The sequence below is a fragment of the Paractinoplanes lichenicola genome, from assembly GCF_016785085.1.
Lineage (GTDB): Bacteria > Actinomycetota > Actinomycetes > Mycobacteriales > Micromonosporaceae > Actinoplanes > Actinoplanes lichenicola.
Window position 1 is genome coordinate 47,356 of the sequence record NZ_JAENHO010000016.1, and the last position, 23,548, is coordinate 70,903.

Annotated in this window: 21 protein-coding genes; 15 read left to right on the top strand and 6 right to left on the bottom strand. The window is 70.5% G+C overall.

Annotated elements, in window-relative coordinates:
• Window positions 1-126: 126 nt before the first annotated feature.
• Window positions 127-1,269 carry an FAD-binding oxidoreductase gene (locus tag JKJ07_RS41965; protein ID WP_307834688.1) on the top strand — a complete coding sequence of 381 codons (1,143 nt, stop codon included), beginning with the start codon at window positions 127-129 and terminating at the stop codon, window positions 1,267-1,269.
• 264 nt (window positions 1,270-1,533) lie between these two features.
• Here the strand turns inward: JKJ07_RS41965 and JKJ07_RS41970 are convergent, their stop codons facing one another.
• Both JKJ07_RS41970 and JKJ07_RS41975 read right to left on the bottom strand, forming a co-directional pair.
• Complete coding sequence (locus tag JKJ07_RS41970; protein ID WP_202997603.1) at window positions 1,534-2,145, bottom strand: dihydrofolate reductase family protein; 612 nt, start codon at window positions 2,143-2,145, stop codon at window positions 1,534-1,536.
• Between the two features lie 408 nt (window positions 2,146-2,553).
• The gene (locus tag JKJ07_RS41975; RefSeq protein ID WP_202997604.1) at window positions 2,554-4,641 is read right to left on the bottom strand and encodes a SpoIIE family protein phosphatase; all 2,088 of its coding nucleotides are present in this window, start codon (window positions 4,639-4,641) and stop codon (window positions 2,554-2,556) included.
• Between the two features lie 63 nt (window positions 4,642-4,704).
• Here JKJ07_RS41975 and JKJ07_RS41980 point away from each other — a divergent pair, with 63 nt between their 5' ends.
• Window positions 4,705-9,111 carry a HAMP domain-containing protein gene (locus tag JKJ07_RS41980; RefSeq protein ID WP_202997737.1) on the top strand — a complete coding sequence of 1,469 codons (4,407 nt, stop codon included), beginning with the start codon at window positions 4,705-4,707 and terminating at the stop codon, window positions 9,109-9,111.
• 22 nt (window positions 9,112-9,133) lie between these two features.
• Complete coding sequence (locus JKJ07_RS41985; RefSeq protein ID WP_202997605.1) at window positions 9,134-9,682, top strand: response regulator; 549 nt, start codon at window positions 9,134-9,136, stop codon at window positions 9,680-9,682.
• Here the strand turns inward: JKJ07_RS41985 and JKJ07_RS41990 are convergent, their stop codons facing one another.
• From JKJ07_RS41990 to JKJ07_RS42000, 3 genes are read right to left on the bottom strand one after another with little or no spacing between them, the layout of a single operon-like run.
• A complete protein-coding gene (locus JKJ07_RS41990) occupies window positions 9,683-10,030 on the bottom strand; it encodes a thioredoxin family protein (protein WP_202997606.1) in 348 nt (115 codons plus the stop codon).
• Window positions 10,003-10,392, bottom strand: a complete 390-nt coding sequence (locus JKJ07_RS41995) for a MerR family transcriptional regulator (RefSeq protein ID WP_202997607.1) — start codon at window positions 10,390-10,392, stop codon at window positions 10,003-10,005. The genes JKJ07_RS41990 and JKJ07_RS41995 overlap by 28 nt, the downstream gene beginning before the upstream one ends.
• Window positions 10,393-10,450: 58 nt before the next feature.
• Complete coding sequence (locus JKJ07_RS42000; RefSeq protein WP_202997608.1) at window positions 10,451-10,777, bottom strand: STAS domain-containing protein; 327 nt, start codon at window positions 10,775-10,777, stop codon at window positions 10,451-10,453.
• A 146-nt stretch (window positions 10,778-10,923) separates the two neighbouring features.
• On the opposite strand from JKJ07_RS42000, the gene hemL reads away from it, so the two are divergent.
• From hemL to ccsB, 6 genes are read left to right on the top strand one after another with little or no spacing between them, the layout of a single operon-like run.
• On the top strand, window positions 10,924-12,267 hold the full coding sequence (gene hemL, locus JKJ07_RS42005) for a glutamate-1-semialdehyde 2,1-aminomutase (RefSeq protein WP_202997609.1): 1,344 nt from the start codon (window positions 10,924-10,926) through the stop codon (window positions 12,265-12,267).
• On the top strand, window positions 12,264-12,911 hold the full coding sequence (locus JKJ07_RS42010; RefSeq protein WP_202997610.1) for a histidine phosphatase family protein: 648 nt from the start codon (window positions 12,264-12,266) through the stop codon (window positions 12,909-12,911). The genes hemL and JKJ07_RS42010 overlap by 4 nt, the downstream gene beginning before the upstream one ends.
• Window positions 12,908-13,468, top strand: coding sequence for a TlpA disulfide reductase family protein (locus tag JKJ07_RS42015; RefSeq protein WP_202997611.1), 561 nt, complete (start codon window positions 12,908-12,910; stop codon window positions 13,466-13,468). The genes JKJ07_RS42010 and JKJ07_RS42015 overlap by 4 nt, the downstream gene beginning before the upstream one ends.
• Window positions 13,468-14,271: a cytochrome c biogenesis CcdA family protein gene (locus tag JKJ07_RS42020; RefSeq protein ID WP_202997612.1), complete on the top strand. Its 804-nt coding sequence runs from the start codon at window positions 13,468-13,470 to the stop codon at window positions 14,269-14,271. The genes JKJ07_RS42015 and JKJ07_RS42020 overlap by 1 nt, the downstream gene beginning before the upstream one ends.
• The gene (resB, locus tag JKJ07_RS42025) at window positions 14,268-15,890 is read left to right on the top strand and encodes a cytochrome c biogenesis protein ResB (RefSeq protein ID WP_202997613.1); all 1,623 of its coding nucleotides are present in this window, start codon (window positions 14,268-14,270) and stop codon (window positions 15,888-15,890) included. The genes JKJ07_RS42020 and resB overlap by 4 nt, the downstream gene beginning before the upstream one ends.
• The gene (ccsB, locus tag JKJ07_RS42030) at window positions 15,890-16,858 is read left to right on the top strand and encodes a c-type cytochrome biogenesis protein CcsB (protein ID WP_202997614.1); all 969 of its coding nucleotides are present in this window, start codon (window positions 15,890-15,892) and stop codon (window positions 16,856-16,858) included. The genes resB and ccsB overlap by 1 nt, the downstream gene beginning before the upstream one ends.
• Here the strand turns inward: ccsB and JKJ07_RS42035 are convergent.
• Window positions 16,812-17,711 (bottom strand): hypothetical protein, encoded by a 900-nt coding sequence (locus tag JKJ07_RS42035; RefSeq protein WP_236030830.1) that lies wholly within the window; start codon window positions 17,709-17,711, stop codon window positions 16,812-16,814. The two genes, ccsB and JKJ07_RS42035, sit on opposite strands and share 47 nt — an antisense overlap.
• Window positions 17,712-17,860: 149 nt before the next feature.
• Between JKJ07_RS42035 and JKJ07_RS42040 the strand changes: the two genes are divergently transcribed.
• Genes JKJ07_RS42040 through JKJ07_RS42065 form a run of 6 tightly spaced genes read left to right on the top strand, consistent with a single transcriptional unit; the run spans window position 17,861 to window position 23,533 of the window.
• Entirely contained in the window at window positions 17,861-19,321 is a 1,461-nt protein-coding gene (locus JKJ07_RS42040) for a menaquinone biosynthesis decarboxylase (RefSeq protein WP_202997615.1), read from the top strand.
• Window positions 19,318-20,214 carry a menaquinone biosynthesis prenyltransferase MqnP gene (mqnP, locus tag JKJ07_RS42045; protein ID WP_202997616.1) on the top strand — a complete coding sequence of 299 codons (897 nt, stop codon included), beginning with the start codon at window positions 19,318-19,320 and terminating at the stop codon, window positions 20,212-20,214. The genes JKJ07_RS42040 and mqnP overlap by 4 nt, the downstream gene beginning before the upstream one ends.
• 31 nt (window positions 20,215-20,245) lie before the next feature.
• Window positions 20,246-20,758: a SigE family RNA polymerase sigma factor gene (locus JKJ07_RS42050; protein WP_202997617.1), complete on the top strand. Its 513-nt coding sequence runs from the start codon at window positions 20,246-20,248 to the stop codon at window positions 20,756-20,758.
• Window positions 20,739-21,812 (top strand): hypothetical protein, encoded by a 1,074-nt coding sequence (locus JKJ07_RS42055; RefSeq protein ID WP_202997618.1) that lies wholly within the window; start codon window positions 20,739-20,741, stop codon window positions 21,810-21,812. Before JKJ07_RS42050 ends, JKJ07_RS42055 begins: the two co-directional genes overlap by 20 nt.
• Before the next feature lie 40 nt (window positions 21,813-21,852).
• Window positions 21,853-22,377, top strand: a complete 525-nt coding sequence (locus tag JKJ07_RS42060) for a SigE family RNA polymerase sigma factor (RefSeq protein ID WP_307834690.1) — start codon at window positions 21,853-21,855, stop codon at window positions 22,375-22,377.
• Window positions 22,364-23,533, top strand: a complete 1,170-nt coding sequence (locus JKJ07_RS42065; RefSeq protein ID WP_202997619.1) for a hypothetical protein — start codon at window positions 22,364-22,366, stop codon at window positions 23,531-23,533. The genes JKJ07_RS42060 and JKJ07_RS42065 overlap by 14 nt, the downstream gene beginning before the upstream one ends.
• Window positions 23,534-23,548 lie beyond the last annotated feature (15 nt).

Genomic DNA, 23,548 nt, shown 5'->3' on the forward strand with positions numbered 1-23,548 from the left:
GGTTTTCCCGCCTTCCGGAGTTCTTGCGCCTGTGGACCGCGGTCGTTCGAACACGTGTACGATATGCCAGAGTGGACGATCTTCGGACCGTTCGATCAGCCGCCGTCGACGTTGGGGAATCGGGCTGTGCCATCGCCTTCGCAAGATCCAGTGCTCGCCGCGCTGGTGGACATCTGCGGTCCTGACTATGCGCGCGCGGCCCGCTCGATCGACACGGTCGGCGGCCGCCGGGCCGGTCACGTCGCGGTGCCGGCCACGGCCCGCTCGGTGGCCGACGTCCTGACCCTCGTCGCCGAGCGCGGCCTGACCGCCCTGCCCCGCGGCAGCGGATCCAAGATCGATTGGGGCACGCCCCGCCCCGGCGTCGACGTGCTGATCGACACGGGCCGGCTCAACGGCATGTGGGATCACCACGTCGAGCAGTCTACGGCCGAGGTCGCCACCGGCACCCCCGTCCGCGCCCTGCAGGCCGCCCTGGCCCTGCAAGGTCAGCGCCTCCCGGTCGATCCGCCGTCCCGCACGGCCACCGTCGGCGGCATGCTCGCGGTCAACGAGGCCGGCCCGCTGCGCTACCGGTTCGGCACCCCCGCGGAATACGTGAACAGCGTGGCTTACGTGGATCGCGGGGGCCGCCCCGGCGACTCCGACGGCGAGAACGGCCGCCCCGGCCTGGCCGAGATCGACGGCGTGATCACCGCGGCCACGCTGCGCCTCGAGCCGCTGCCCCAGGCCCGCCGCTGGGTCGGGGTCGCCGTGACGACCCCGCTGCAACTCGGCAAACTGGTCGGCGCGGCCGAGGCGCTCGAACCCAGCGCGATCGAGACCGACCTGCCGGCCGACGGCCAGGGCGGCACACTGGCCGTGCTGTTCGAAGGGGCCGAGGCCGCCGCCGTGGCCCAGGCCACAGAGCTGGCCGCGGCGTGGGGCTCGGGCGCCGTGGTCACCCCGATCGCGCCGCCGTGGTGGGGCGTCTATCCGTTCCGCCGCGACGACGTGGCCCTGCGCCTCTCGGTCTCCGCGGCCGATCTGCCGGCCACCCTCTACGCCCTGAGCGACACGGTGGGCGGCCCGGTGCCGGTGCGCGGCTCGGCCGGTTTGGGCAGCGTCCACGCGGTGCTGCCGGGCACACTGCCGCCGGCCCGCCTGACCAGCATCGTCGAGAGCGTCCGCCACGTCCTGCTGGCCCGCGGCGGCCGGGCCGCCATCGTGGCCGCCCCACCGGAGCTGGCCCACGAAGTGGAGATGGCGGGCCGCTACGAGTTCTTCTGACGACCTCGATTTTGGTCGGCCGCCGCTTTGAGTCCTTCCTGCCCCGCTCGGCCCGTCAGCTCTGTCAGCCCTGTCAATTTCCGCATGATCAACTGAGCGGCGGCGGCGTTGCCCGTCGCGATACCCTCAACCCCCTGCATGATCAACTTGAGGGGTGGCGGCGTTGTCTGTCCCGATGGGGGGCGGCGGGCGTCTCGCTGACGGCGCTTCGCGCGGCGGGGCAGCGACCGGGCATGTCCGGCCGACGGCGGCCCGCCGGGCGGGTCAGTGGAGGACGGCGTAGCGGTGGTCGGTGGCGGCCGGGTGGCGGTCGGGCATGGGCTCGCTGCCGACGGCGTAGGTCAGGTAGGCGAAGCGGCCGATCTGGGCCGTGCCGGTCAGGGCCAGGTGCTGGGCGGTCAGGTGGCGGGGCAGCAGGGGAGCGCCGCGGCCCAGCACGACCGGGGCGATGCCCAGGATGATCTCGTCGAGCAGGCCCTGGTCGACGAACTGGCCGACCAGGTCGCCGCCGCCGACCAGCCAGACGTTCTTGCCCTTGGCGGCCACCAGCATGGCCTCGTGGACGCGCTTCACGTCGCCGCTGACCATGAAGACGTTGGCGTCGGGCACGAGCGGCAGCTCGCGGTTGGCGAAGACCCAGCACGGGGCGTCGCCGTAGAGGTCGTGCCAGTTCTGCGGCTGGGCCAGCACGTTGTCGTTCTCGAGCACCCACTCGTAGGTGGTCGCGCCCATGGCGAACGCGCCGACACCCGCGAAGAAGCCGCCGAACGGGTTCTCGTTGCCGCCGTCGACGTCGAAGAGCCACTCCAGCGAGTTGTTCTCATCGGCGATGTAACCGTCGATGCTCGTCGCCGTGTAGTACTGAGTTTTCGCCATGACAAACACCATGCCACGAAATAAACGCAGAAAAGGGGCGAATCGTGGGGCTTGGGCGGAGCGGTGGCGGGGCGAGGTCGGACGTTTGCGGCGGGGTGCGGTGGCCCGTCCGGCGAGCACAGCGCGGCGGCGAGGGTGCGGCACCTGAGCGCGGCGAGCAGAGGACGGCCGCGGCGCGGCTGAGTGCGGCGAGCCGAGGGCGGCGGCCGGGGTGCGGCAGTTGAGTGCGGCGAGCAGAGGACGGCCGGGGTGCGGCTCAGCGCGGCGAGCAGAGGGCGGCGGCTAAGCGGCGAGCCGAGGGCGGCGGCTGAGCGCGGCGAGCAGAGGGTGGCAACGGGAGTGCGGCTCAGCGCGGCGAGCAGGTGGTGAGTCGGGCCGGGGATCGGGGCCGAGGACGCTCGTACGGGGTCAGGCGTCGTTTCTGAGGACCAGGATGGCGATGTCGTCGCGGGGTTCTTCGACCGAGAAGTTGATCGTGGTGGAGCGGAGGCGGGCGGCCATGACCTCGGCTGGGTAGCCGGCCAGGGGGCCCGCCGCGTCGCGGAGACGGGCTGTGCCGAAGAGCTCGCGGCCGCGGCGGCGCTCGGTCACGCCGTCGGTGTAGAAGATCAGGCTGTCGCCCGGCTGGAGGCGGACCTCGACGTCGGGTGAGGTGATCGACTCGAGCAGGCCCAGCGCCGTGCCGCCCTCGCCCACGAACGACGTCTTGCCGTCCGCATGCACCAGCACCGCCCGGTCGTGGCCGGCCAGATGCAGGCCGACCTCGAGCACCCCGTCCTGCGAGCGCGTCACCGAGGCCATCGCCAGCGTGCAGTAGCGCCCGCCGCCCCGCTGCACCAGTGTCTTGTTGACCCGGCAGAGGATCTCGACCATCGGCTTGCCGTCGTCGACGAGGATGCGGATCACGTCGCGGACCAGGCCGGTCACCGTCGCCGCCTGCACGCCCTTGCCGGAGACGTCGCCGACGACCACGATCCAGCTGTCGGGGCCCGACGGCACCACGTCGTAGAAGTCGCCGCCGACCTCGGAGCCGGTCGGCACGTATTCCGCGGCGAACCCGACGCCCTCGACCTTGGGCAGCGCGGGCGGCAGCAGGGAGGCCTGGAGCGTACGGGCGACCTTGTGCCTTTCGTCGTGGATGCGGGCGTTGTCGATGGCCAGGGCCGCGCGCCGGGCGACGTCCTCGAGCACGTTGACCTCGTCGGCGTCGTGCCGGATGCGGTGGTGCCGGCCCACGGCCAGCGTGCCGAGCCGGACGCCCCGGGCCACCAGCGGCACCGCGAAGCCCTCGGTCGGCGCGCCCAGCATCACCTGGGTGCCGAGGCGGGAAGCCTCTTCGAGCCGGGTCAGGATCGAGTCGGGCCCGGTCTCGGCCAGCGTGTCGTGCAGCTGCGGCAGCGCGGACTCGTCGGTGTGGGTGGCCGCCGCGAGCTGCAGCCGGCCCCACGCGTCGGTGGTGTGCACGGCGCACCACTGGCCCAGCCGGGGCACCACCAGCTGCGGGATCAGCGCCATCGTGAGGTTGACGTCGAGCGACTGGGCGAGCAGCTCGCTGGCCTCGGCCAGGAAGGTCAGCCAGGTCTGCCGGCGCAGGTCGGTGCGGCGCAGCCGATCGTTCTCCAGATGGAGCGAGAAACGCTCGGCGACCAGCGTGGCCAGCGGCTGGGCGAAGCCGATCGGGGAGGCGTCGAGCTCCAACTCTCCCGAATACGGCCGCTGGACGGTCAGCGGCACCCGGATCGTGTCGGCGTCGTCGCGCGGGGCCCGGCCGTAGCGGGCAAGCAGGTGGCGGCCGCCGCCGTCGCCGCGGTCGAGCCGGATCACCCCGCCCGCCGCGCCGGTCAGCCGGGCCAGCTGGGCCAGCAGGTCGGCCGCGAACTCGGCCACGCCCTCCTCGGAGTGGCGCTCGGGGTTGACCTGCAGCAGCATCGTGAGCGCGCCGACGCTGGGCGTGTCGTCCTCGACCACCGTGGCCACGGCCGGCACCACCGCGGTCGGCCGGTCGGAGGGCTCGGCCTCGAGCCGGAACCACACGCCCTTGCCGGTGCCCTCGTGCACCGTGCCCCAGCGGCTCGCGAAGTGGTCGACCAGCAGCAGGCCCCGCCCGCGCTCGGCCACCTCGCCGATGTCGACGCTCTCGTTGCGCGGCCCGACGGCCAGCTGCTCGACCGGGCCGGGCGCGAAGTCGGTGACCGTCACCGTGAGCCCGGTGCCGTCGGCGCGAACTTCTATGTCGAGCTCGGTGTTGGCGTGGACCACCGCATTGGTGGAAAGCTCAGTGGTCAGCAGCAGTGCCTCGTTGAGGAGGGATTCGAGCCCCGCCTCCTCGAGGACCGAGCGCACCAGCGCGCGCGCAGCCGCCGGCGTCCGCCGGTCGTTGGGCAGCCGGACGCGCCGGACCAGCCCACCCGCCGGGGTGTCCGAGATCGCATCGGCCACTGACACGCATGCATCCTCTCCTGTAGGTGGGCTCGTGCACAAAGTCGTCTCTCGCATTGACCCGGTCGGGCGAGAGAGGATAGGTAGCCCACGCCGGATGGACAGCGAGTGAGGACCAGCATGACCGCGGCCAAGGAAGCCAGCGTCGGCATGCCCGACGACACCGCCGTGCTCGGTGAACTCGCCGAGGCCCTGCGGCGCGTTCGCCGTGGCGATCTCAAGGTGCGGCTGCCCCGCCGCAGCGGGACGGCCGGTGAGGTCGCCGATGCGTTCAACGAGGTGGTGTCGCTGCAGGAGCGGCAAAATCTCGACCTGCGCCGGATCAGCCGCATCGTCGGCCGCGACGGCCGGCTCACCGAGCGGCTCGACGACGAGGGCCTCGACGGGGCGTGGGCGGACAGCGTCCGCTCGGTGAACTCCCTGATCGACGACCTCGGCCGCCCGACCACGGAGATCTCGCGGGTCATCGTCGCGGTGGCCGAGGGTGACCTCTCGCAGCACATGGCGCTGGAGATGGACGGGCGCCCCCTTCGGGGTGAATTCCTGCGCATCGGCCGCACGGTCAACACGATGGTGGATCAGCTGTCGTCGTTCGCCGACGAGGTCACGCGCGTGGCCCGCGAGGTGGGCACCGAGGGCGAACTGGGCGGTCAGGCCGATGTTCGCGGCGTCGCCGGCACGTGGAAGGACCTGACCGACTCCGTCAACACGATGGCGTCGAACCTGACCCACCAGGTGCGATCAATCTCACAGGTCGCGACGGCGATGGCCCGCGGCGATCTGTCCCAGAAGATCACGGTCTCCGCCCGCGGCGAGGTGGCCGAGCTCTCCGACACGATGAACGGGCTGACCGACACCCTGCGGCTCTTCGCCGAGCAGGTGACCCGGGTCGCCCGCGAGGTGGGCACCGAGGGCAAGCTGGGCGGCCAGGCCGAGGTGCCCAACGTGGCGGGCACGTGGAAGGACCTCACCGACTCGGTGAACTCGATGGCCTCCAACCTGACGAGCCAGGTGCGCAACATCGCCCAGGTGTCGACGGCGGTGGCCAAGGGCGACCTGTCGCAGAAGATCACGGTGGCCGCGCAGGGCGAGATCCTGGAGCTCAAGGACACCGTGAACACGATGGTCGACCAGTTGTCGTCGTTCGCCGACGAGGTCACCCGCGTGGCCCGCGAGGTCGGCACCGACGGCCGGCTGGGCGGTCAGGCCCAGGTGCGCGGCGTCTCCGGCACCTGGCGCGACCTCACCGAGAACGTGAACCAGCTGGCCGACAACCTCACCGACCAGGTGCGCAACATCGCCCAGGTGTCGACGGCGGTGGCCAAGGGCGACCTGTCGCAGAAGATCACGGTCGACGCCCGGGGCGAGATCGCCGAGCTCAAGAACACCGTGAACACGATGGTCGACCAGCTCTCCAGCTTCGCCGAGGAGGTCACCCGCGTGGCCCGCGAGGTCGGATCGGAGGGCAAGCTCGGCGGCCAGGCCCAGGTCAAGGGCGTCTCGGGCACGTGGCGCGACCTGACCGACAACGTGAACTACATGGCGTCGAACCTGACGAGCCAGGTGCGCAACATCTCGTCGGTCACCACGGCCGTGGCCAAGGGCGACCTGTCGCAGAAGATCACGGTCGACGCCCGCGGCGAGATCCTCGAGCTCAAGTCGACCGTCAACACCATGGTCGACCAGCTGTCCTCCTTCGCCGACGAGGTCACGCGCGTGGCCCGCGAGGTGGGCACGGAGGGCAAGCTCGGCGGTCAGGCCCAGGTGCGGGGCGTGGCCGGCACGTGGCGCGACCTGACCGACAACGTGAACTCGATGGCCTCCAACCTGACCGGCCAGGTGCGTAACATCGCGCAGGTCTCGACGGCGGTGGCCAAGGGTGACCTGTCGCAGAAGATCACGGTCGACGCCCAGGGCGAGATCCTCGAGCTCAAGAACACCGTGAACACGATGGTCGACCAGCTGTCGTCGTTCGCCGACGAGGTCACCCGCGTGGCCCGCGAGGTGGGCTCGGAGGGCAAGCTCGGCGGTCAGGCCCAGGTGCGGGGCGTGGCCGGCACGTGGCGCGACCTGACCGACAACGTGAACTACATGGCCTCCAACCTGACGGCCCAGGTCCGCAACATCGCGAGCGTCACCACGGCGGTGGCCAAGGGCGACCTGTCGCAGAAGATCACGGTCGACGCCCGCGGCGAGATCCTGGAGCTCAAGGACACCGTCAACACGATGGTCGACCAGCTCTCCAGCTTCGCCACCGAGGTCACCCGGGTCGGCCGCGAGGTCGGCGTCGAGGGCAAGCTCGGCGGCCAGGCCCAGGTCAAGGGCGTTTCCGGTACGTGGCAGGACCTCACCGACAACGTCAATCAGCTCGCCTCGACCCTGACGATCCAGCTGCGCGCGATCGCCGAGGTGTCCACGGCCGTGACCCGGGGCGACCTGACCCAGAGCATCGCGGTCGAGGCCCAGGGCGAGGTCGCCGAGCTCAAGGACAACATCAACCAGATGATCGTGACGCTCCGCGAGACCACCAAGGCCAACGCGGAGCAGGGCTGGCTCGACTCCAACCTGGCCCGCATCGGCGGCCTGCTGCAGGGCCAGCGTGATCTCGGCGAGGTCTGCCGCATGATCATGACCGAGGTCACCCCGCTGGTCGACGCCCAGCTCGGCGCGTTCTTCCTGGTCGACAACGAGCAGGCGGTCATGCGGCTGCGGCTCGCCGCGTCGTACGGCTATGTCGCCCGCAACCACGAGGTGACCTTCGGGCCGGGCGAGGGGCTGGTCGGCCAGGCCGCCGTCTCGCGCCGCACGATCCGGGTCCGGGCCACCCACGACGGCATCCTGACCATGCGCTCGGGGCTCATGTCGATGCCGCCGAACGACCTGGTCGTGCTGCCGGTGCTGTTCGAGGGCGAGATGCTCGGCGTGATCGAGTTCGCGTCGGTGGCGGCGTTCTCGGGCCTGCATCTGACGTTCCTCGAGCGGCTCGTGTCGACGATCGGGGTCGCCCTCAACACCATCCAGGCCAACCGCCGTACGGAGGAACTGCTCTCGCAATCGCAGCGGCTGGCCCGCGAGATGCAGGACCAGTCGGCCGAGCTGCAGCGCACCAACGCCGAGCTGGAGGACAAGGCCCAGCTGCTGAGCGAGCAGAAGGCCAACATCGAGACCAAGAACCGCGAGATCGAGCAGGCCCGGCGCGGCCTGGAGGAGAAGGCGCAGCAGCTCAGCCGGGCCAGCGCGTACAAGTCCGAGTTCCTGGCCAACATGAGCCACGAGCTGCGGACCCCGCTCAACTCGCTGCTGTTGCTGGCACGGCTGCTGGCCGACAACAACGACACCAACCTGACCGAGAAGCAGATCGAGTTCGCCCGCACGATCCACAGCGCCGGCACCGACCTGCTCTCGCTGATCGACGACATCCTCGACCTGGCCAAGATCGAGGCCGGGCGGATGGACGTCGAGCCCGACCAGGTCGACTTCGAGGGCGTGCGCAGCTACGTCGAGCAGGCCTTCGCGCCGCAGGCCAACGAGAAGAACCTCGAGTTCCGGGTCTGGCTGCAGCCCGGCCTGCCCGAGTCGATCCTCACTGACGCCCAGCGGCTCCACCAGATCCTGCGCAACATGCTGAGCAACGCGGTCAAGTTCACCGACAGCGGCTCGGTCACGCTGAGCATCTTCGGCGCCCCGCCCGAGACCGACTTCGAGATCCCGGCGCTGGCCGCGGCCCGGCAGGTGATCGCGTTCGCGGTCACCGACACCGGCATCGGCATCAACGACGAGAAGCTGGCGATCATCTTCGAGCCGTTCCAGCAGGCCGACGGCACGACCACCCGCAAGTACGGCGGCACCGGCCTGGGCCTGTCGATCAGCCGCGACCTGGCCGCCCTGCTCGGCGGCACGATCGTGGTCTCGTCCCGGCCCGGCGAGGGCTCGACGTTCACGCTCTACATGCCCGACGCGCTCAGCGCCGAGGCGATCCCGCCGCTGAGCCTGCCCACGCTGCCCACCAGCACGGTCGTGGTGCAGCCGGCGCCGGCCCCGATCGACATCCCGCTCATGGAGATGCCGGTGCTGCACCAGAGCCCCGCGCTCGAGGGCCACGTGGTGAGCCCGGCCAGCCGCCAGCTCGACGGCGCGACCGTGCTGATCGTCGACGACGACGTGCGCAACGTCTTCGCCCTGACCAGCGCGCTCGAGATGCACGGGCTCAACGTGCTGTATTCCGACAACGGCGTCGACGGCGTACGGCTGCTGGCCGAGCACCCTGAGGTCGACATCGTGCTGATGGACGCGATGATGCCCGACCAGGACGGCTACGAGACCACCCGCGGAATCCGGCGCAATCAGCGCTTCCAGGATCTACCGGTAGTCTTCCTGACGGCGAAGGCGATGCCCGGCGACCGGGAGTCGGCGCTCGCGGCCGGCGCCAGCGACTACATCACCAAGCCCGTCGATCTCGACGAGCTGATCGAGCTGATGGCCCGCTGGGTGAACGCCGACAAGACCACGGAGCCGGATCTGGGCTGATAGGTCCACGGAGGGGAGCACAGTGGCGGAGCGCGCGAAGGCCCTGCTGGTCGACGACCGCAAGGACAACCTGCTCGCCCTGGAGGCCATCCTTCAGGGCCTGCCGGTGACGGCCGTGGCGGTCGAGAGCGGCGAGGCGGCGCTCAAGCAGCTGCTCACCGACGATTTCGCGGTGATTCTGCTCGATGCCCAGATGCCCAACATGGACGGCTTCGAGACGGCCGGCCACATCAAGCGGCGCGAGCGCACCCGGCACGTGCCGATCCTGTTCCTCACCGCCGCCGACCGCGACGCCCAGCTCGCGCTGCGGGGCTACGCGGTCGGCGCGGTGGACTATCTGACCAAGCCGTTCGACCCGTGGGTGCTGCGGGCCAAGGTCAGCATCTTCGTCGACCTGTGGAACAAGACGCAGCAGCTCAAGGCCCAGTCCGAGGCGTCCCGCGAGCGCGAGTCGCAGTGGCAGCGGCTCACCGACACGGTCGACGAGGCGGCCCGGGTGCTGCGTTCCGGCGGTGACGACGCCGCCGGCGAGGCGCTGGCCCTCCTGGAGAAGGCCCGCTGGGGCAACTGATCAAACATTCGCGTACGGCGTGAGGGCGTTGGCCAGCAGCGGCCGGAGCACCGACTTCGGCCGCGCGCCGACCAGCCGCTGGGTCACCACCCCGTTCTGAAAGATCAGCAGGGTCGGGAGCGACATGATCCCGTACGCGCGGGAAGTCTCCGGATTCTCGTCGGCGTTCAGCGTGGTGATGATCAGGCGCCCGGCGAACTCGGGCTGCAGTTCGGCCAGTGTCCGGGCCATGGGTCCGCACGGCGGGCACCACTCGGCCCAGACGTCGACGGCGACCGGAACGCCGGCCTCGGCGAGGTAGGGGCCGATGGTGGCATCGGTCAGGGCTGGCAGGTCTGGGTGTGACATGGCGACTCCCGGTGTGCGACGGCCTCGGTCAACTGGGCGCGCAACTGCTGCCGGATGTCGGTGAGCTGCTCGATGTAGCCGTCCACTTCGGCCAGCTTGCGACGCAGCACCAGCACCGAGTCGGGGCAGACATGACCCGAGTCGTTCCCGGCTCGCAGGCACGCGACGAAGGGCCGGATGTCTTCGAGCGCGAAGCCCGCCGCCAGCAGCGAGCGGATCTCGTGCACCACGCGCAGCTCGGCGTCGTCGTACTGGCGATACCCGTTCGCGTCACGGCCGGCTCGCACCAGGCCGTGCTGCTCGTAATAGCGCAGCGTGCGTGTGCTGGTGCCCGCGCGTGACGCCAACTCCCCGATCAACATCCGGTGCCCCCTCGTCGTCACCCGACGCTAGGCGTTGACACCGGCGTCAAGGCAAGGCTCAGGCGGTGCTGCTGATCATCAGGGCGCTGCGCAGTCCCGTGATATCGAGCACTCGCAGCAGGAAGTCGCCGACGTTGGCCAGAGACAGGACAGAACGGGCATGCTGCGCCTTGCGGCTGAGCACCACGAGCGTGCCCAGGCCCTGGGAATCGCAGAAGGTCACCCCGGCCATGTCGAGCACGATGCGGGCCGGCGGCTCGGCCAGTGTCTCGTTGACCAGCGCCGACAGGTTCGCGACGGTGAGCACGTCGATCTCCCCGGCGAGGTGGAAGATGACCTCGTCGGGTGCGTGCTCAGTCGTGATCGACAGCTCGGGTCGCTCCACGCGGTCAGCCTATCGCCTGTGCGCATGTTCGGCCTGTTGGGCTCGGCCGTATCGGGGCGATCCCGACATCCCCGATTGCCGCATTCGGCCATCCTCGGGTGATGTGAGGAACCCTCTTGAGATTCTTGCCGGACCGCGCTGACACAATGGGAGCCGCTGTGACCACCTCATACCGCGCCGAGGGCCTCCCCTACCCGGAGGACGCCCCGGTCTCTCAGGCCCTGTTCGACCGCGCCCAGGCCATCGTGCCGGGCGGGGTCAATTCACCCGTGCGTGCGTTCCGAGCGGTCGGCGGCACGCCCCGATTCATGGCGCACGGCAAGGGCCCGTGGCTGACCGACGCCGACGGCCGGCGCTATGTCGACCTGGTCTGCTCGTGGGGCCCGCTCATCCACGGTCACGCGCACCCCGAGATCGTCGCCGCGATCCAGGCCGCCGCCTCGCTCGGCACCAGCTTCGGCACCCCCACGGCGGGCGAGGTCGACCTGGCCGAGGAGATCGTCCGGCGCACCGCCGTCGACGAGGTCCGCCTGGTCAACTCGGGCACCGAGGCCACCATGACGGCGATCCGGCTGGCCCGGGGTTACACCGGCCGCTCCAAGATCGTGAAGTTCGCGGGCTGCTATCACGGCCACGTCGACGCGCTGCTCGCCGCGGCCGGCTCCGGGGTCGCGACGCTAGGCCTGCCCGACTCGCCCGGCGTCACCGGCGCGGCGGCGAGCGAGACCATCGTCCTGCCGTACAACGACGTCGCCGCGGTCGAGGAGGCCTTCCGCGCCGAGGGCAGCGAGATCGCCGCGATCATCACCGAGGCCGCGGCCGGCAACATGGGCGTGGTCGCCCCGCGCGACGGCTTCAACCAGCGGATCGCCGAGATCGCCCACGCGGCCGGCGCCCTGCTGATCGTCGACGAGGTGATGACCGGCTTCCGCGTCTCGGCCGGCGGCTGGGCCGGGCTCGAGCCGGTCGACGCCGACCTGTTCACGTTTGGCAAGGTCATGGGTGGCGGGCTGCCCGCGGCGGCGTTCGGCGGCCGTCGCGAGATCATGTCGCGGCTGGCCCCGGCCGGTCCCGTCTATCAGGCCGGCACGCTCTCGGGCAATCCGCTGGCCTGCGCGGCCGGGCTGGCCTCGCTGCGGCTGGCCGACGACGCGACGTACAAGCGGCTCGACGAGCTCTCGGCCACCGTGGGCGCGCTCGCCTCCGACGCGCTGACCACGGCGGGCGTGCCGCACCGGCTGTCGTTCGCGGGCAACATGTTCTCGATCTTCTTCACCGAGTCCGAGGTGACCGACTACGAGTCGGCCAAGACTCAGGACGCGGGCGCGTTCAAGGCGTTCTTCCACACGATGCTGGCGCGCGGCGTCTATCTGCCGCCGAGCGCCTTCGAGTCGTGGTTCGTCTCGACCGCGCTCGACGAGCAGGCGCTGGAGACGATCGCCGCGGCGCTGCCCCACGCGGCGCGAGCGGCGGCGGGGGGAGCAGCATGACCAAGACAACCGTCCACGTGCTTCGGCACGGTGAGGTTTTCAACCCGAACAAGATCCTGTACGGGCGGCTGCCCGACTTCCACCTGTCGGAGCTCGGCGTGCAGATGGCCAAGGCGGCCGCCGAGGCGCTGCGCGAGCGGGACGTCACCCACGTCGTGGCCAGCCCGCTCGATCGCGCACAGGAGACCGCGGTGCCGATCGCGGCCGAGTTCGAGCTCGACATCGCCACCGACTCGCGGCTGATCGAGAGCGCCAACTATTTCGAGGGCAAGAAGGTCTCGGTCGGCGACGGCGCGCTCACCAACCCCCGGCACTGGTGGGTGCTGCGCGACCCGATCACGCCCTCCTGGGGCGAGGCATACCTGGTCATCGCGCAGCGCATGTTCGCCGCGGTGCAGACGGCCCGGGTCGCCGCCGAGGGGCACGAGGCCGTCTGCGTCTCGCATCAACTGCCGATCTGGACGCTGAGGCGCTATATAGAGAAGAAGCGCCTGTGGCACGACCCGCGCCGCCGCCAGTGCGGGCTGGCCAGCCTCACCTCGTTCCGCTTCGAGGGTTCCAAGGTCGTCGGGATCGATTACTCCGAGCCCGCCGCCCACCTCGTGGCCCTCTCCGCGACTGCCAAGACCGCCAAGGGAGCTTGACCATGCGCCGCCTCGCCGCAGTCCTGGCCACCGCCGCCGTCACGGCCGGTGTCCTCGCCGGATGCAGCGGGGAGAACTGGACCGACAAGTGCGCGACCACCGACGGCGTGGTCGAGTGCGCGCCCGGCCAGCGCACGGCGGTCAAGCCGGTCAGCGGCGAGCTGCTCGACGGCGGGTCGTACGACCTGAGCCAGGACAAGGGCAAGGTCGTGGTGGTCAACTTCTGGGGGTCGTGGTGCGCGCCCTGCCGGGCCGAGGCCGACGACCTGGAGAGCACGTTCCAGGCCACCAAGGACAAGAACGTCACGTTCCTCGGGGTGAACTCGCGCGACGACAAGGACGCCGCCCGCGAGTTCGAGCGGGGCCGGGTGACCTATCCGAGCCTCTACGACTTCGAGGGCAAGCTCGGCCTGCAGTTCGACGTGACCAACACGGCCATGCCGTCCACGCTGATCATCGATCGGCAGGGCCGGATCGCCGTCGCCATCCGCAAGGCGACCACGGCCACCCAGCTCCGGCCGCTGGTGGAAAGGGTGGCCGCGGAGGGGAACGGCTGATGGGCGAGAGCTTCGCCGGAATCGCCGGCACCGGGCCGCTGCTGCTGGCGATCGGCGTGGCCGCGCTGGCCGGCCTGGTCAGCATCCTGTCCCCGTGCGTCCTGCCGCTGCTGCCGGGCTATCTGTCCTATGTGACGGGCCTGGCCGGCTCCGATCTGGACAAATCGCCTGATGCGCCTTCGTCAGGCGGCGGGGTGCAGACCTTGACCCGGTCCAGGGTGGCCGGCAAGGGCCGGGTGCTGGCCGGCACGAGCCTGTTCGTGCTCGGCTTCACCGTCGTCTTCACCCTGCTCACGACGGCCGTGGCCAACCTCACCTTCCTCGTACGCCATCAGGACGTGCTCAACATCGTCCTCGGTGTCCTGATCATCGGGCTCGGCGTGGCCTACCTGGGCTGGATCCCCGGCCTGCAGCGCGAGGCCCGATTCTCGAAGCTGCCCGCGGCCGGCCTGCTGGGCGCGCCGGTCTTCGGGGCGATCTTCGCGTTCTCGTGGATCCCGTGCGTCGGCCCGACCCTGGGCGCGGTCATGCTGCTCGCCTCGACGACCGGGCAGACCGACCGCGCCGTGATCCTGGCGGTGGCGTACAGCCTGGGTCTGGGTGTTCCGTTCGTGCTCTTCGGCCTGTTCTTCCGCAAGCTGCTCGGGGTGTTCCGCGCGATCCGCCGCAACAGCCAGTGGGTCACGCGCATCGGTGGCGTGCTGCTCATCCTGGTCGGGCTGACCCTGGTCACCGGCGGCTGGAACCACTTCATGGTGTGGCTGCGGGTCACCTTCGACTTCGGCGGGGGGACGTGGCTGTGACAGTCATCGAGGAGCGCCAGGCGCCCGCGTCGTCCCCGCCGCCACGTCGCCCCAACCGGGCCTGGGCGCTGCTGCGCAACTCGTGGCGGCAACTGACCAGCATGCGTACGGCGTTGGTGCTGCTCTTCCTGCTGGCGATCGCGGCCATCCCGGGCTCGGTCTTCCCGCAGCGCTCGGTCAACGCCGAACGGGTCACGCAGTACTACCAGGCCCACCCCGACCTGGCCCCCTGGCTCGAGCGGCTGGGCGGCTTCTCGGTCTACGCCTCGCCCTGGTTCGCCTCGATCTATCTGCTGCTGTTCACGTCGCTGATCGGCTGTGTCGTGCCGCGGCTGCTCGACCACGTGCGCGCGCTGCGGCAGGCCCCGCCCGACGCGCCCAAGCGGCTCGACCGCCTGCCCCAGAGCGCCCCGCAGTGGTCGCGGAGCGGCGCGCCGGCCGAGGTCGCCCGGAGCGTCGCCGAGGGCCTGCGCCGCCGCCGGTTCCGCACCAAGCTGCGGCAGCGCGACGACGGCAGCTGGACGGTCTCGGCCGAGAAGGGCTACCTCAAGGAGACCGGCAACCTGCTGTTCCACACCGCCCTGCTGGCCGTGCTGATCGGCGTGGGGTTCGGCCACTGGTACGGCTGGCACGCCAACCGGATCCTCATCGGCGGCAACGAGATGGGCTTCTGCAACACGCTCACCCAGTACGACGACTCCACCCTCGGCCCCCGCGTCCACCCCGCCGACCTGCCGGTCTTCTGCCTGCGGCTGAGCGACTTCGACGCGTCGTTCCAGGAGACCGGCCAGCCCAAGAGCTTCTCGGCCACGGTGCAGGTCAGTCAGGACAACAGCCCGTACGAGACCCGCAAGTTCACGGTCAACGACCCGCTGCGGCTCGACGAGGCGAACGTCTATCTGCTCGGCCACGGCTACGCGCCGGTCCTGAAATACACCGACCGCTTCGGTGTCTCGCAGACCAAGATCGTGCCGTTCCTGCCGATGGACGCCATGCAGACCAGCGAGGGCGTCGCGCAGTTCCCCGACGTCAACATCGACCCCAAGACCGACAAACGGGACCCGACGCTGCAGGTGGGCTTCGAGGGGATGTATCTGCCGACCGCGCCCACCGACGGCACCGCGCGCTCGATCTTCCCGGCCGAGAACAACCCGATGCTCTACCTCAGCGCGTACCGTGGCGACCTGGGGCTCGACGTCGGCACCCCGGGCTCGGTCTACTCGCTCAACCAGGGCCAGATCGCGAGCGGCGACCTAAAGAAGGTCAGCGACGCCCGGCCGTACGCGCTGAAGCTGGGCGGCACGTGGACGCTCGACGACGGCAGCAAGCTCGAGTTCGTCGGCACCCGCCCGTTCGCCACGCTGTCCATCCGGCACGACCCCACCCAGGCGCTGGCGCTGGCCGGCGCGGTGGCCGGTCTGCTCGGCCTGATGCTCTCGCTGGCCGGTCATCGGCGGCGGGTGTGGTTCACCGTCCAGGAGAATGCCGACCTGGCGGGTTCGCCGGGATCCTCCGGCGGTACGTTGGTGACGGCCGGTGGACTCCCGCGCACCGACTATCCCGGTTTCTCCGACGAGTTCAAGGCTCTGGTGAAGGCCGCCGAGGAAGGGACGCCCTGATGGCGGAGTTGTCGAATCAGCTGATGGCGGCGGCCGTCCTGCTGTACCTGGCCGCGATGATCTGTTACGCGGGGGAGTACGCGTTCGGCAAGCGCAGCCGCGTCGGCCGCGCCGCCGTGCGCCCGGCCAAGCAGCTCGTGGGCGCCGGAGCCCCGGTCGATCCGGTCCCGGACGACGTGGAGCCACCCGTCACCGCGAAGCGCGACCGCGGCGAGCTGGTCGGCAAGATCGCCGTCGGGCTCAACGTCGTCGCCGTGCTGCTGCACCTCGGCGGCCTGGTCACCCGCGGGGTCGCGGCCGACCGGATGCCGTGGGGCAACATGTACGAATACATCCTGGCCACCACGTTCATCGCCTCGGCGGTGTGGATCGGGATCGTGCTCGCCCGCCCGGCCGTGCGGCACCTGGGCCTGTTCGCCGCGCTCGCGCTGGTCGTCATGCTCGGCGCGGCCAGCATGATCGCCTATACCCCGGTCGGCCCGCTGGTGCCCGCGCTCCACTCGTACTGGTTCATCATCCACGTGTCGACGATCATCATCGGCTCCGGCATCTTCCTGATCGGCGCCGTGCCGGCCGCGATGTTCCTCATCCGCAACGGGTACGACGAGGGCAAGCGCCGCTTCCCGTACACGCTGGGCAAGCACGTGCCCAACGCCGTCTCCCTCGAGCGCCTGACCTTCCGCCTGCACGCGTTCGCGTTCCCGCTGTTCACCTTTGGCGCGCTGATCGCGGGCCCGATCTGGGCCGAGGCGTCCTGGGGCCGCTACTGGGGCTGGGACCCCAAGGAGGTCTGGGCGTTCATCTCCTGGATCGTCTACGCCGGTTACCTGCACGCCCGGGCCACGCCCAGCGTCAAGCGCACGGTGGCGACCTGGATCGCGCTGCTCGGCTTCCTGACCATGTTGATGAACCTGTTCGGCGTCAACCTGTTCTTCGAGGGTCTGCACTCGTACGCGAACGCCGGCTGACCTCGATCGGGCGGGCGCGGCCGCAGTCCCCGGCCGTCCAGGTGTCGTAGCGGGTCAGCCAGTCGAGGCAGAACCCACCGCTGAGCTCGCGCCGGGCCGGGTCGGAACCGGTCAGCGTGGGCACGTCGTCGCGCCAGAACCGCACCGGCCCGCCGTCGCCCGGCTGGAGCCGCACGTTGTCGACCGTCACCGGCGGCACGTCGATCCGGCCCGGCTTGCCCGCGTCGACGTGCACCTCGACGTACTGCTCGATCGTCGCGGTGGCGCCGAGCGGCAGCCGCTGGGCGGTGAGCAGGTTCCACCGGTTGCCCCACCACAGCCACGCGCTCCACACGCCGTCGGAGTCGGCGTGCACGTCGAGCCACACCTTGTCGCCGGGCCGCACGGTGTACTGGTCGTAGAACTGCCAGGTCTTGCTGTTGGTGTTGAAGGTGTAGATCTTCTGCCGGCCCGGGTCGGCCCAGCCCGTCTCGGCCCAGCCCGCCTCCAGCCACGAGATGGTGCCGCGGCCCAGGTTGCGCTTGACCATGAAGCGGGCGGCGACGAAGTCGTACGAGCGGGCCCGGATCGAGCCGTCGACGACCGACAACCGCCCGGAGACGCCGGCCCACTCGCCGCCCGTGTTGGCGCCGAGGTGGTGATAGCCGCTCGGCGTGAAACCCGGTTCGCCGCGGCGGGCGAGCCGCACCCCGGATTCGAGGATGTGACCTGTGGCACGACAGGCCCCGGTGGCGGCCGGCCCGGCCGGTTCGGACGGGGCGCGCGTGGATTTCTGGGCGGACGGGCAGGCCGGCAGGGACGGCGCCGAGACAGCGGGATTCGCACCGGTCAGGGCAGCGACGAGGCTTGTCATTGCGCACCACAGCACCGCTTTTCGGATCTTCACCTGCACCCCGCCCCGAGTTTGCGTATCAATCGCCCACTCAACGCGAATCGGACATCGTGAGTGACGGTGATCGCCCGCGCGCGAAACTGTCGGACCCGTGCGCGAGACTGGTTGTCATGGCGCCTCGTGGGTTTCCCTATCCGGATCTGCAGAGCTTCCTCGACGCCCTCGAGGCGGCCGGAGAGTTGCGCAGAGTGACCGTTCCGGTCGACCCGACGCTTGAGATCAGCGAGGTGGTGACTCGTACGGTTCGCGAGGGTGGCCCGGCGTTGCTGTTCGAGCGGCCGACCCGGGGCTCGATGCCGCTGGCGATCAACCTCTTCGGCACCGAGAAACGGATGGCGATGGCCCTCGGGGTCGAAAATCTCGACGAAGTGGGCGACCGCATCGGGGGGATGATCAAACCGGAGCTTCCGGTCGGCTGGTCCGGCATCCGCGAGGGCATCGGCAAGGTGCTTCAGCTCAAGTCGCTGCCGCCCCGCAAGGTGAAGACGGCGCCCTGCCAAGAGGTCGTGCTCTCCGGCGACGAGGTCGATCTCGGCCTGCTGCCCGGCCTGCAGGTCTGGCCCGGCGACGGCGGCATCTTCCACAACTTCGGGCTCACCCACACCAAGCACCCCGAGACCGGCAAGCGCAATCTCGGGCTCTATCGCCTGCAGCAGCACTCGAAGAACACGCTCGGCATGCACTGGCAGATCCACAAGGATTCGACGGCCCACCACGCCGTGGCCGAGCGGCTCGGGCAGCGCCTGCCGGTGGCCATCGCGATCGGGTGCGACCCCGTGGTCAGCTATTCCGCGTCGGCCCCGCTGCCCTCCGACATCGACGAATACCTGTTCGCGGGCTTCCTGCGCGGCGAGCGGGTCGAGATGGTCGACTGCCTGACCGTGCCGCTGCAGGTGCCGGCCGAGGCCCAGATCGTCCTCGAGGGCTATCTCGAGCCCGGCGAGCGGCTGCCCGAGGGCCCGTTCGGCGACCATACCGGCTTCTACACCCCGGTCGAGCCGTTCCCGGTGCTGCACATCGAGACGATGACCATGCGCAAGAAGCCGATCTACCACTCGATCATCACGTCGCAGCCGCCGCAGGAGGATCACGGCCTCGGCAAGGCCACCGAGCGCATCTTCCGGCCGCTGCTCAAGATGATGATCCCCGACATCGTCGACTACGACCTGCCGTCGGCCGGCGTCTTCCACAACTGCGCGATCGTCTCGATCCGCAAGCGCTACCCCAAGCACGCGCAAAAGGTCATGAACGCGATCTGGGGCGCCCACTCGATGGCGTTCACCAAGCTGATCGTGATCGTCGACGAGGACTGCAACGTCCACGACTACAACGAGGTCGCCTTCCGCGCGCTCGGCAACGTCGACTACAGCCGCGACCTGCTGCTCACCGAGGGCCCCGTCGACCACCTCGACCACGCTTCCTACCAGCAGTTCTGGGGCGGCAAGGCCGGCATCGACGCCACCCGTAAGCTGCCGTCGGAGGGCTACTCGCGAGGCTGGCCCGAGGAGATGGCGATGTCGCCCGAGGTGGTCAGCCTCGTGGACAAGCGCTGGAAGGAGTACGGCATATGACGGCGGTCGCGGCGGTCCCCGAGAAACCCGGCAAGGTCAAGGCGTTCCTGCGCCTGGTCGCCATCGAGCACTCGGTGTTCGCGCTGCCGTTCGCCTATCTGTCGGCCTTCGTCGCGCTCGACCGGCTCGGCACCGGCGTCCACTGGCTCGACCTGCTGCTGATCACCGTCGCCATGGTGTCCGGCCGCACCTTCGCCATGGCGGCCAACCGCATCCTCGACCGCAAGATCGACGCCCTCAACCCCCGTACGCGGAATCGCGAGCTCGTCACCGGCGCCGTCTCCCTGCGTACGGCGTGGACGGGCGCCGCGGTCTCGCTGGTCGTGCTCTTCGTCGCGGCCGGCCTGCTCAACCCGCTCTGCCTCGTGCTCTCCCCGCTCGCCGTGATCCCGCTGGTCGTCTATCCGTACGCCAAGCGGTTCACCAACTTCCCGCATTACGTGCTGGCGCTGGCCCAGGCGGTGGCCCCGGTCGGCGCCTGGCTGGGCATCACCGGCACGTTCGACGGCTCCGGCCCGGCCTGGCTGCTCGGCGTCGCGGTCGGCCTGTGGATCGGCGGGTTCGACATCATCTACGCCTGCCAGGACGTCGAGGTCGACCGCAAGATCGGCGTGCACTCGACCCCGGCCCGGTTCGGCGTCCGCACGGCCCTGCACATCTCCACCGCCACCCACGTGGTGACGTTCGCGCTGTTCGTCTGGTTCGGCCAGGTCGTCGGGCTGGGCTGGCTCTGGTGGATCGGCCTGGTGCTGACCGCGGCCGCCTTCGTCTATCAGCACATCGTCGTCACGCCGACCGACCTGTCGAAGGTCAACCGGGCCTTCTTCACGGCCAACGGGTTTGTCGGCATCGCCCTGTTCCTCTTCGCGCTCCTCGACCTGATTTTGTTGTAACGCCGAGCTCATCGCCGTCCGTCTAACTCAGGTGAGTGACAAGGACGCCGAGTTCCGGGATTTCGCGGCCGCCCGGCTCGAGCCGCTGCGCGCGCTCGCCTACCTGACGTGCGGCGACTGGCAGGTGGCCGAGGACGCCGCCGTCACGGCCCTGAGCAAGCTCTACCTGCGGTGGGGCAGGGTCGACAACCCCGAGGCGTACGCCCGCACCATCGCCGTACGGGCGGCGATCGACGAGACCCGGCGACCGTGGTGGCGGCGCGAGCAGTCGCACGGCGACGCCCTGCCCGAGCTGCCGGTCGACGGCGGGCAGCACGCGGTCGACGAGCGGCTGCGCATCCGGCAGGCCCTGAGCCGGTTGCCGACCAAGCTGCGGGCGGTGCTGGTGCTGCGCTACCTCGAAGAGCTGAGCGTGCAGGAGACGGCGGCCGCGCTGCGCTGCCCCGAGGGCACGGTGAAGGCGTACACGTCGAGGGGTCTCGAGGCGCTGCGGGCGATCCTGGACGAGCGGAAGGAGGGGCGACGTGCGTTCCGACATGGGTGAGCTGCTGGACGAGGCCGCGCAGGGGGCGCCGCCGCTGCGCCACGACGCCGATTCCGTGTTGCGGGCCGGCCGGGGAAGAAAGCGCCGCCGGAACGCGGGCTGGGCGATCGCGGCCGTGGTGGCGGTGACTGCCGCGATCGGGGTGCCGCAATTGGTCCGCCGGGAGCAGGCTCATCCGGTCACGCCGGCGCCGGTTCCGACCGTGGTCACCACGCCGGCCCGGGGCGCGGTGATCCCGTTCGTCACCCGCTCCCAGAGCTTCGAGGCGGCGGGCTATCGCGTCGAGAACCCCGAGTTCGCGGACGTCCGGGCGTCGGTTGCCTGGATCACGCCGGTCGGCTGGGAGCGGCCCGCCGGGTGGCCGGGGCTGACGATCTATGGGCCCGGCGTCGACCCCCTGGCCCGTTTTCCCGCTCCCGGCGCGACGATCATCGAAGTCGCGCCGATCAACGGCCGGCGGGCATTCTGGCTCAAGCCGGACCCTCGGAGTGAGTCGCGCGACGAACCCATGTTCTTCTGGGAGTACGCCGACGGTCTGCTCGCCCGCCTGGAGCCGAGCCCGAACCGGACGGAGAAGGCCGACCTGCCGCGGATCGCCGAGGCCTTCCGCCTGGCGCCTGAACAGGCGTTGACGGTCCCGTTCCGGGTCGGCTACGTACCCGCCGCCTGGAGTCTGACCGAAGCAAGCAGCTCTGCCTCCTACCGGGGCGTGCGCTTCGAGCATGTGAAGCGAACGAGCCTCCGGATGAAGACGCCCGACCGCGTCTATGACCGCCCCAACATGGACAAAACGCCCTCGGACGCACTCATCGCGTTGGAACCCGTGCCCGCGGGCACCGACCCCGACCCGGCCAAGGTCACGTGCGGGCCGCACGAGTGCCACCGTGTGGTCGCCGACGGCCGTTACCTGCTCCGGGCCGGCGGTATCAGCCTCAGCGAGGCGGAGCACCGCCGAATGCTGGAGTCGGTCACCATGGCTGATCCGGATGACCGCGCCACCTGGACGTCGGTCAACGAGGCGGTGCCCGAGGCCAACCAACTGCGGGTGCCGTGACGGGTGTAACCGTTTCCGGCGTGGGCTCCGTCTAACCCGCGTGAGCGACAACGAGGCCGAGTTCCGCGAGTTCGTCGGGGCGCAGATGGAGTCGCTGCGCGGGCTCGCCTACCTCACGTGCGGGGACTGGCAGGTGGCCGAGGACGCGGTTCTGTCGGCCCTCGCCCGCCTCTACGTGAAGTGGGGGCGGGTCGAGAATCACGATGGCTATGCCCGTACGGCGGTGGTCCGCGCGGCGATCGACGAGACGCGCCGGCCGTGGTGGCGCCGTGAGCAGTCGCGCAGCCACGCGATGCCCGAGATGCCGGCGCCGGACGTGATCCCGCACGCCGACGATCGGGTGCACCTGCGGCGGGCGCTCCTGCAGGTGCCGGTGAAGCACCGGGCCGTTCTGGTGCTGCGGTTCCTGGAGGGGCTGAGCGTCCCGCAGACCGCGGCCGCGCTGCGCTGCCCGGAGGGGACGGTCAAGGCGTACACGTCGCGGGGGCTCGAGACGCTGCGCGGGATTCTCGGTGTCGACCTCGACCTCAACGACCGGACGGAGGCCCGCCGTGAAGCTGTCTGACCTGCTGGAGGGCGCACCTCCGGCGCGATACACCGTCGACGACTTCGTCACGGCGGGACGCCGGCGCAAGCGACGCCGGAATGCCGGGTGGGCGATCGCGGCCGTGGTGGCGGTGGCCATCGCGATCGGGGTGCCGCAGATCCTCACCCGGCAGCAGACCCATCCGGTCACGCCCGAGCCGGCCCCGACCCGGGCCCTCGACCGGCTCTTCAAGACGTACAAGGTCGGCGCGCTCACGGTGGGCGATCCGGAGTGGGTGGGCGTCAACAACCAGACCACCTACATCGGCCGGGACCGGCCGCCGGGGCGTCCGCTGCGCGCCGTCGGCACCCTCAGCGTCTATCGCCCCGGGTTCAACCCGACGCCGGCCTGGGACTCCGCCTCCGTGACGGAGCCGATCGGCGGGCGGTCCGCATACTTCGCGCAGCCGAGGGCCACCGGTTACGACGTCGGGGTCTGGACCCCTACGCGCGTGCTGGTCTGGCAGTACGCCGAGAACGCGACGGCGGTGGTGACCGCGTACGACCGGCATCTCGGCCTCACCGAAACCGAGATGCGCGCCGTCGCGGCCAAGTTCGCGCTTCAGGCCACCCCGCAGCCGATCCGGCAGGCTTACACCGTGGGGCATACGCCGCCCGGGCTCAAGCTGGCCGCGGTCGAATACTCGATGCGGGGTCAGGGATCGGTGGTGTTCGTGCCCGACGCGGCGAGCGCCGAGTTCGAAAGCACCTTCCGCGACAGCGAAACCGAGCAACTGCTGGCGAATCTCGACCCGCAGAACCGTCGGATCCCCGGCCCCACCCCCGTGCCACCGGGCGGGATGGTGATCGACTTCCGGCTCGGCGGGAGCAGCGAGATCGGACCGGAACCGGAGTGCCGGGCCAACAAGAATCCGGGACTCGCCCCGTACGCGGGCCCGACGTGGACGACTGAGTGCCGCGTCATGATCGTGCCGCTGCCCGACGAGTCGGCCCCCCTCGACCAGGACAGCCCCACCGGGGTCCAGCTGACCGTGCGGGCCGGCGACAGCGTGTCCGCGGATCAGCTGCGGCAGGTGGCGGCGTCGGCCAAGTCGACCGGACCGTTCGGCGTGGCGAGTTCCTGGACCCCTTCGGTCGAGGCCTTCCCCACTTCTGCCCAACTGCCGCGCGACTAGGTTGCACACTTGAGG

What these genes read in the sequence shown, in the direction of transcription:
- JKJ07_RS41970 (WP_202997603.1), bottom strand. Translation starts at nt 2,145, where the DNA reads ATGGCGAAAACTCAGTACTACACGGCGACGAGCATCGACGGTTACATC.
- JKJ07_RS41975 (WP_202997604.1), bottom strand. Translation starts at nt 4,641, where the DNA reads ATGCGAGAGACGACTTTGTGCACGAGCCCACCTACAGGAGAGGATGCA.
- JKJ07_RS41980 (WP_202997737.1), top strand. Translation starts at nt 4,705, where the DNA reads ATGACCGCGGCCAAGGAAGCCAGCGTCGGCATGCCCGACGACACCGCC.
- JKJ07_RS41990 (WP_202997606.1), bottom strand. Translation starts at nt 10,030, where the DNA reads ATGTCACACCCAGACCTGCCAGCCCTGACCGATGCCACCATCGGCCCC.
- JKJ07_RS41995 (WP_202997607.1), bottom strand. Translation starts at nt 10,392, where the DNA reads ATGTTGATCGGGGAGTTGGCGTCACGCGCGGGCACCAGCACACGCACG.
- hemL (WP_202997609.1), top strand. Translation starts at nt 10,924, where the DNA reads ATGGGAGCCGCTGTGACCACCTCATACCGCGCCGAGGGCCTCCCCTAC.
- JKJ07_RS42010 (WP_202997610.1), top strand. Translation starts at nt 12,264, where the DNA reads ATGACCAAGACAACCGTCCACGTGCTTCGGCACGGTGAGGTTTTCAAC.
- JKJ07_RS42020 (WP_202997612.1), top strand. Translation starts at nt 13,468, where the DNA reads ATGGGCGAGAGCTTCGCCGGAATCGCCGGCACCGGGCCGCTGCTGCTG.
- ccsB (WP_202997614.1), top strand. Translation starts at nt 15,890, where the DNA reads ATGGCGGAGTTGTCGAATCAGCTGATGGCGGCGGCCGTCCTGCTGTAC.
- JKJ07_RS42035 (WP_236030830.1), bottom strand. Translation starts at nt 17,711, where the DNA reads ATGACAAGCCTCGTCGCTGCCCTGACCGGTGCGAATCCCGCTGTCTCG.
- JKJ07_RS42040 (WP_202997615.1), top strand. Translation starts at nt 17,861, where the DNA reads ATGGCGCCTCGTGGGTTTCCCTATCCGGATCTGCAGAGCTTCCTCGAC.
- mqnP (WP_202997616.1), top strand. Translation starts at nt 19,318, where the DNA reads ATGACGGCGGTCGCGGCGGTCCCCGAGAAACCCGGCAAGGTCAAGGCG.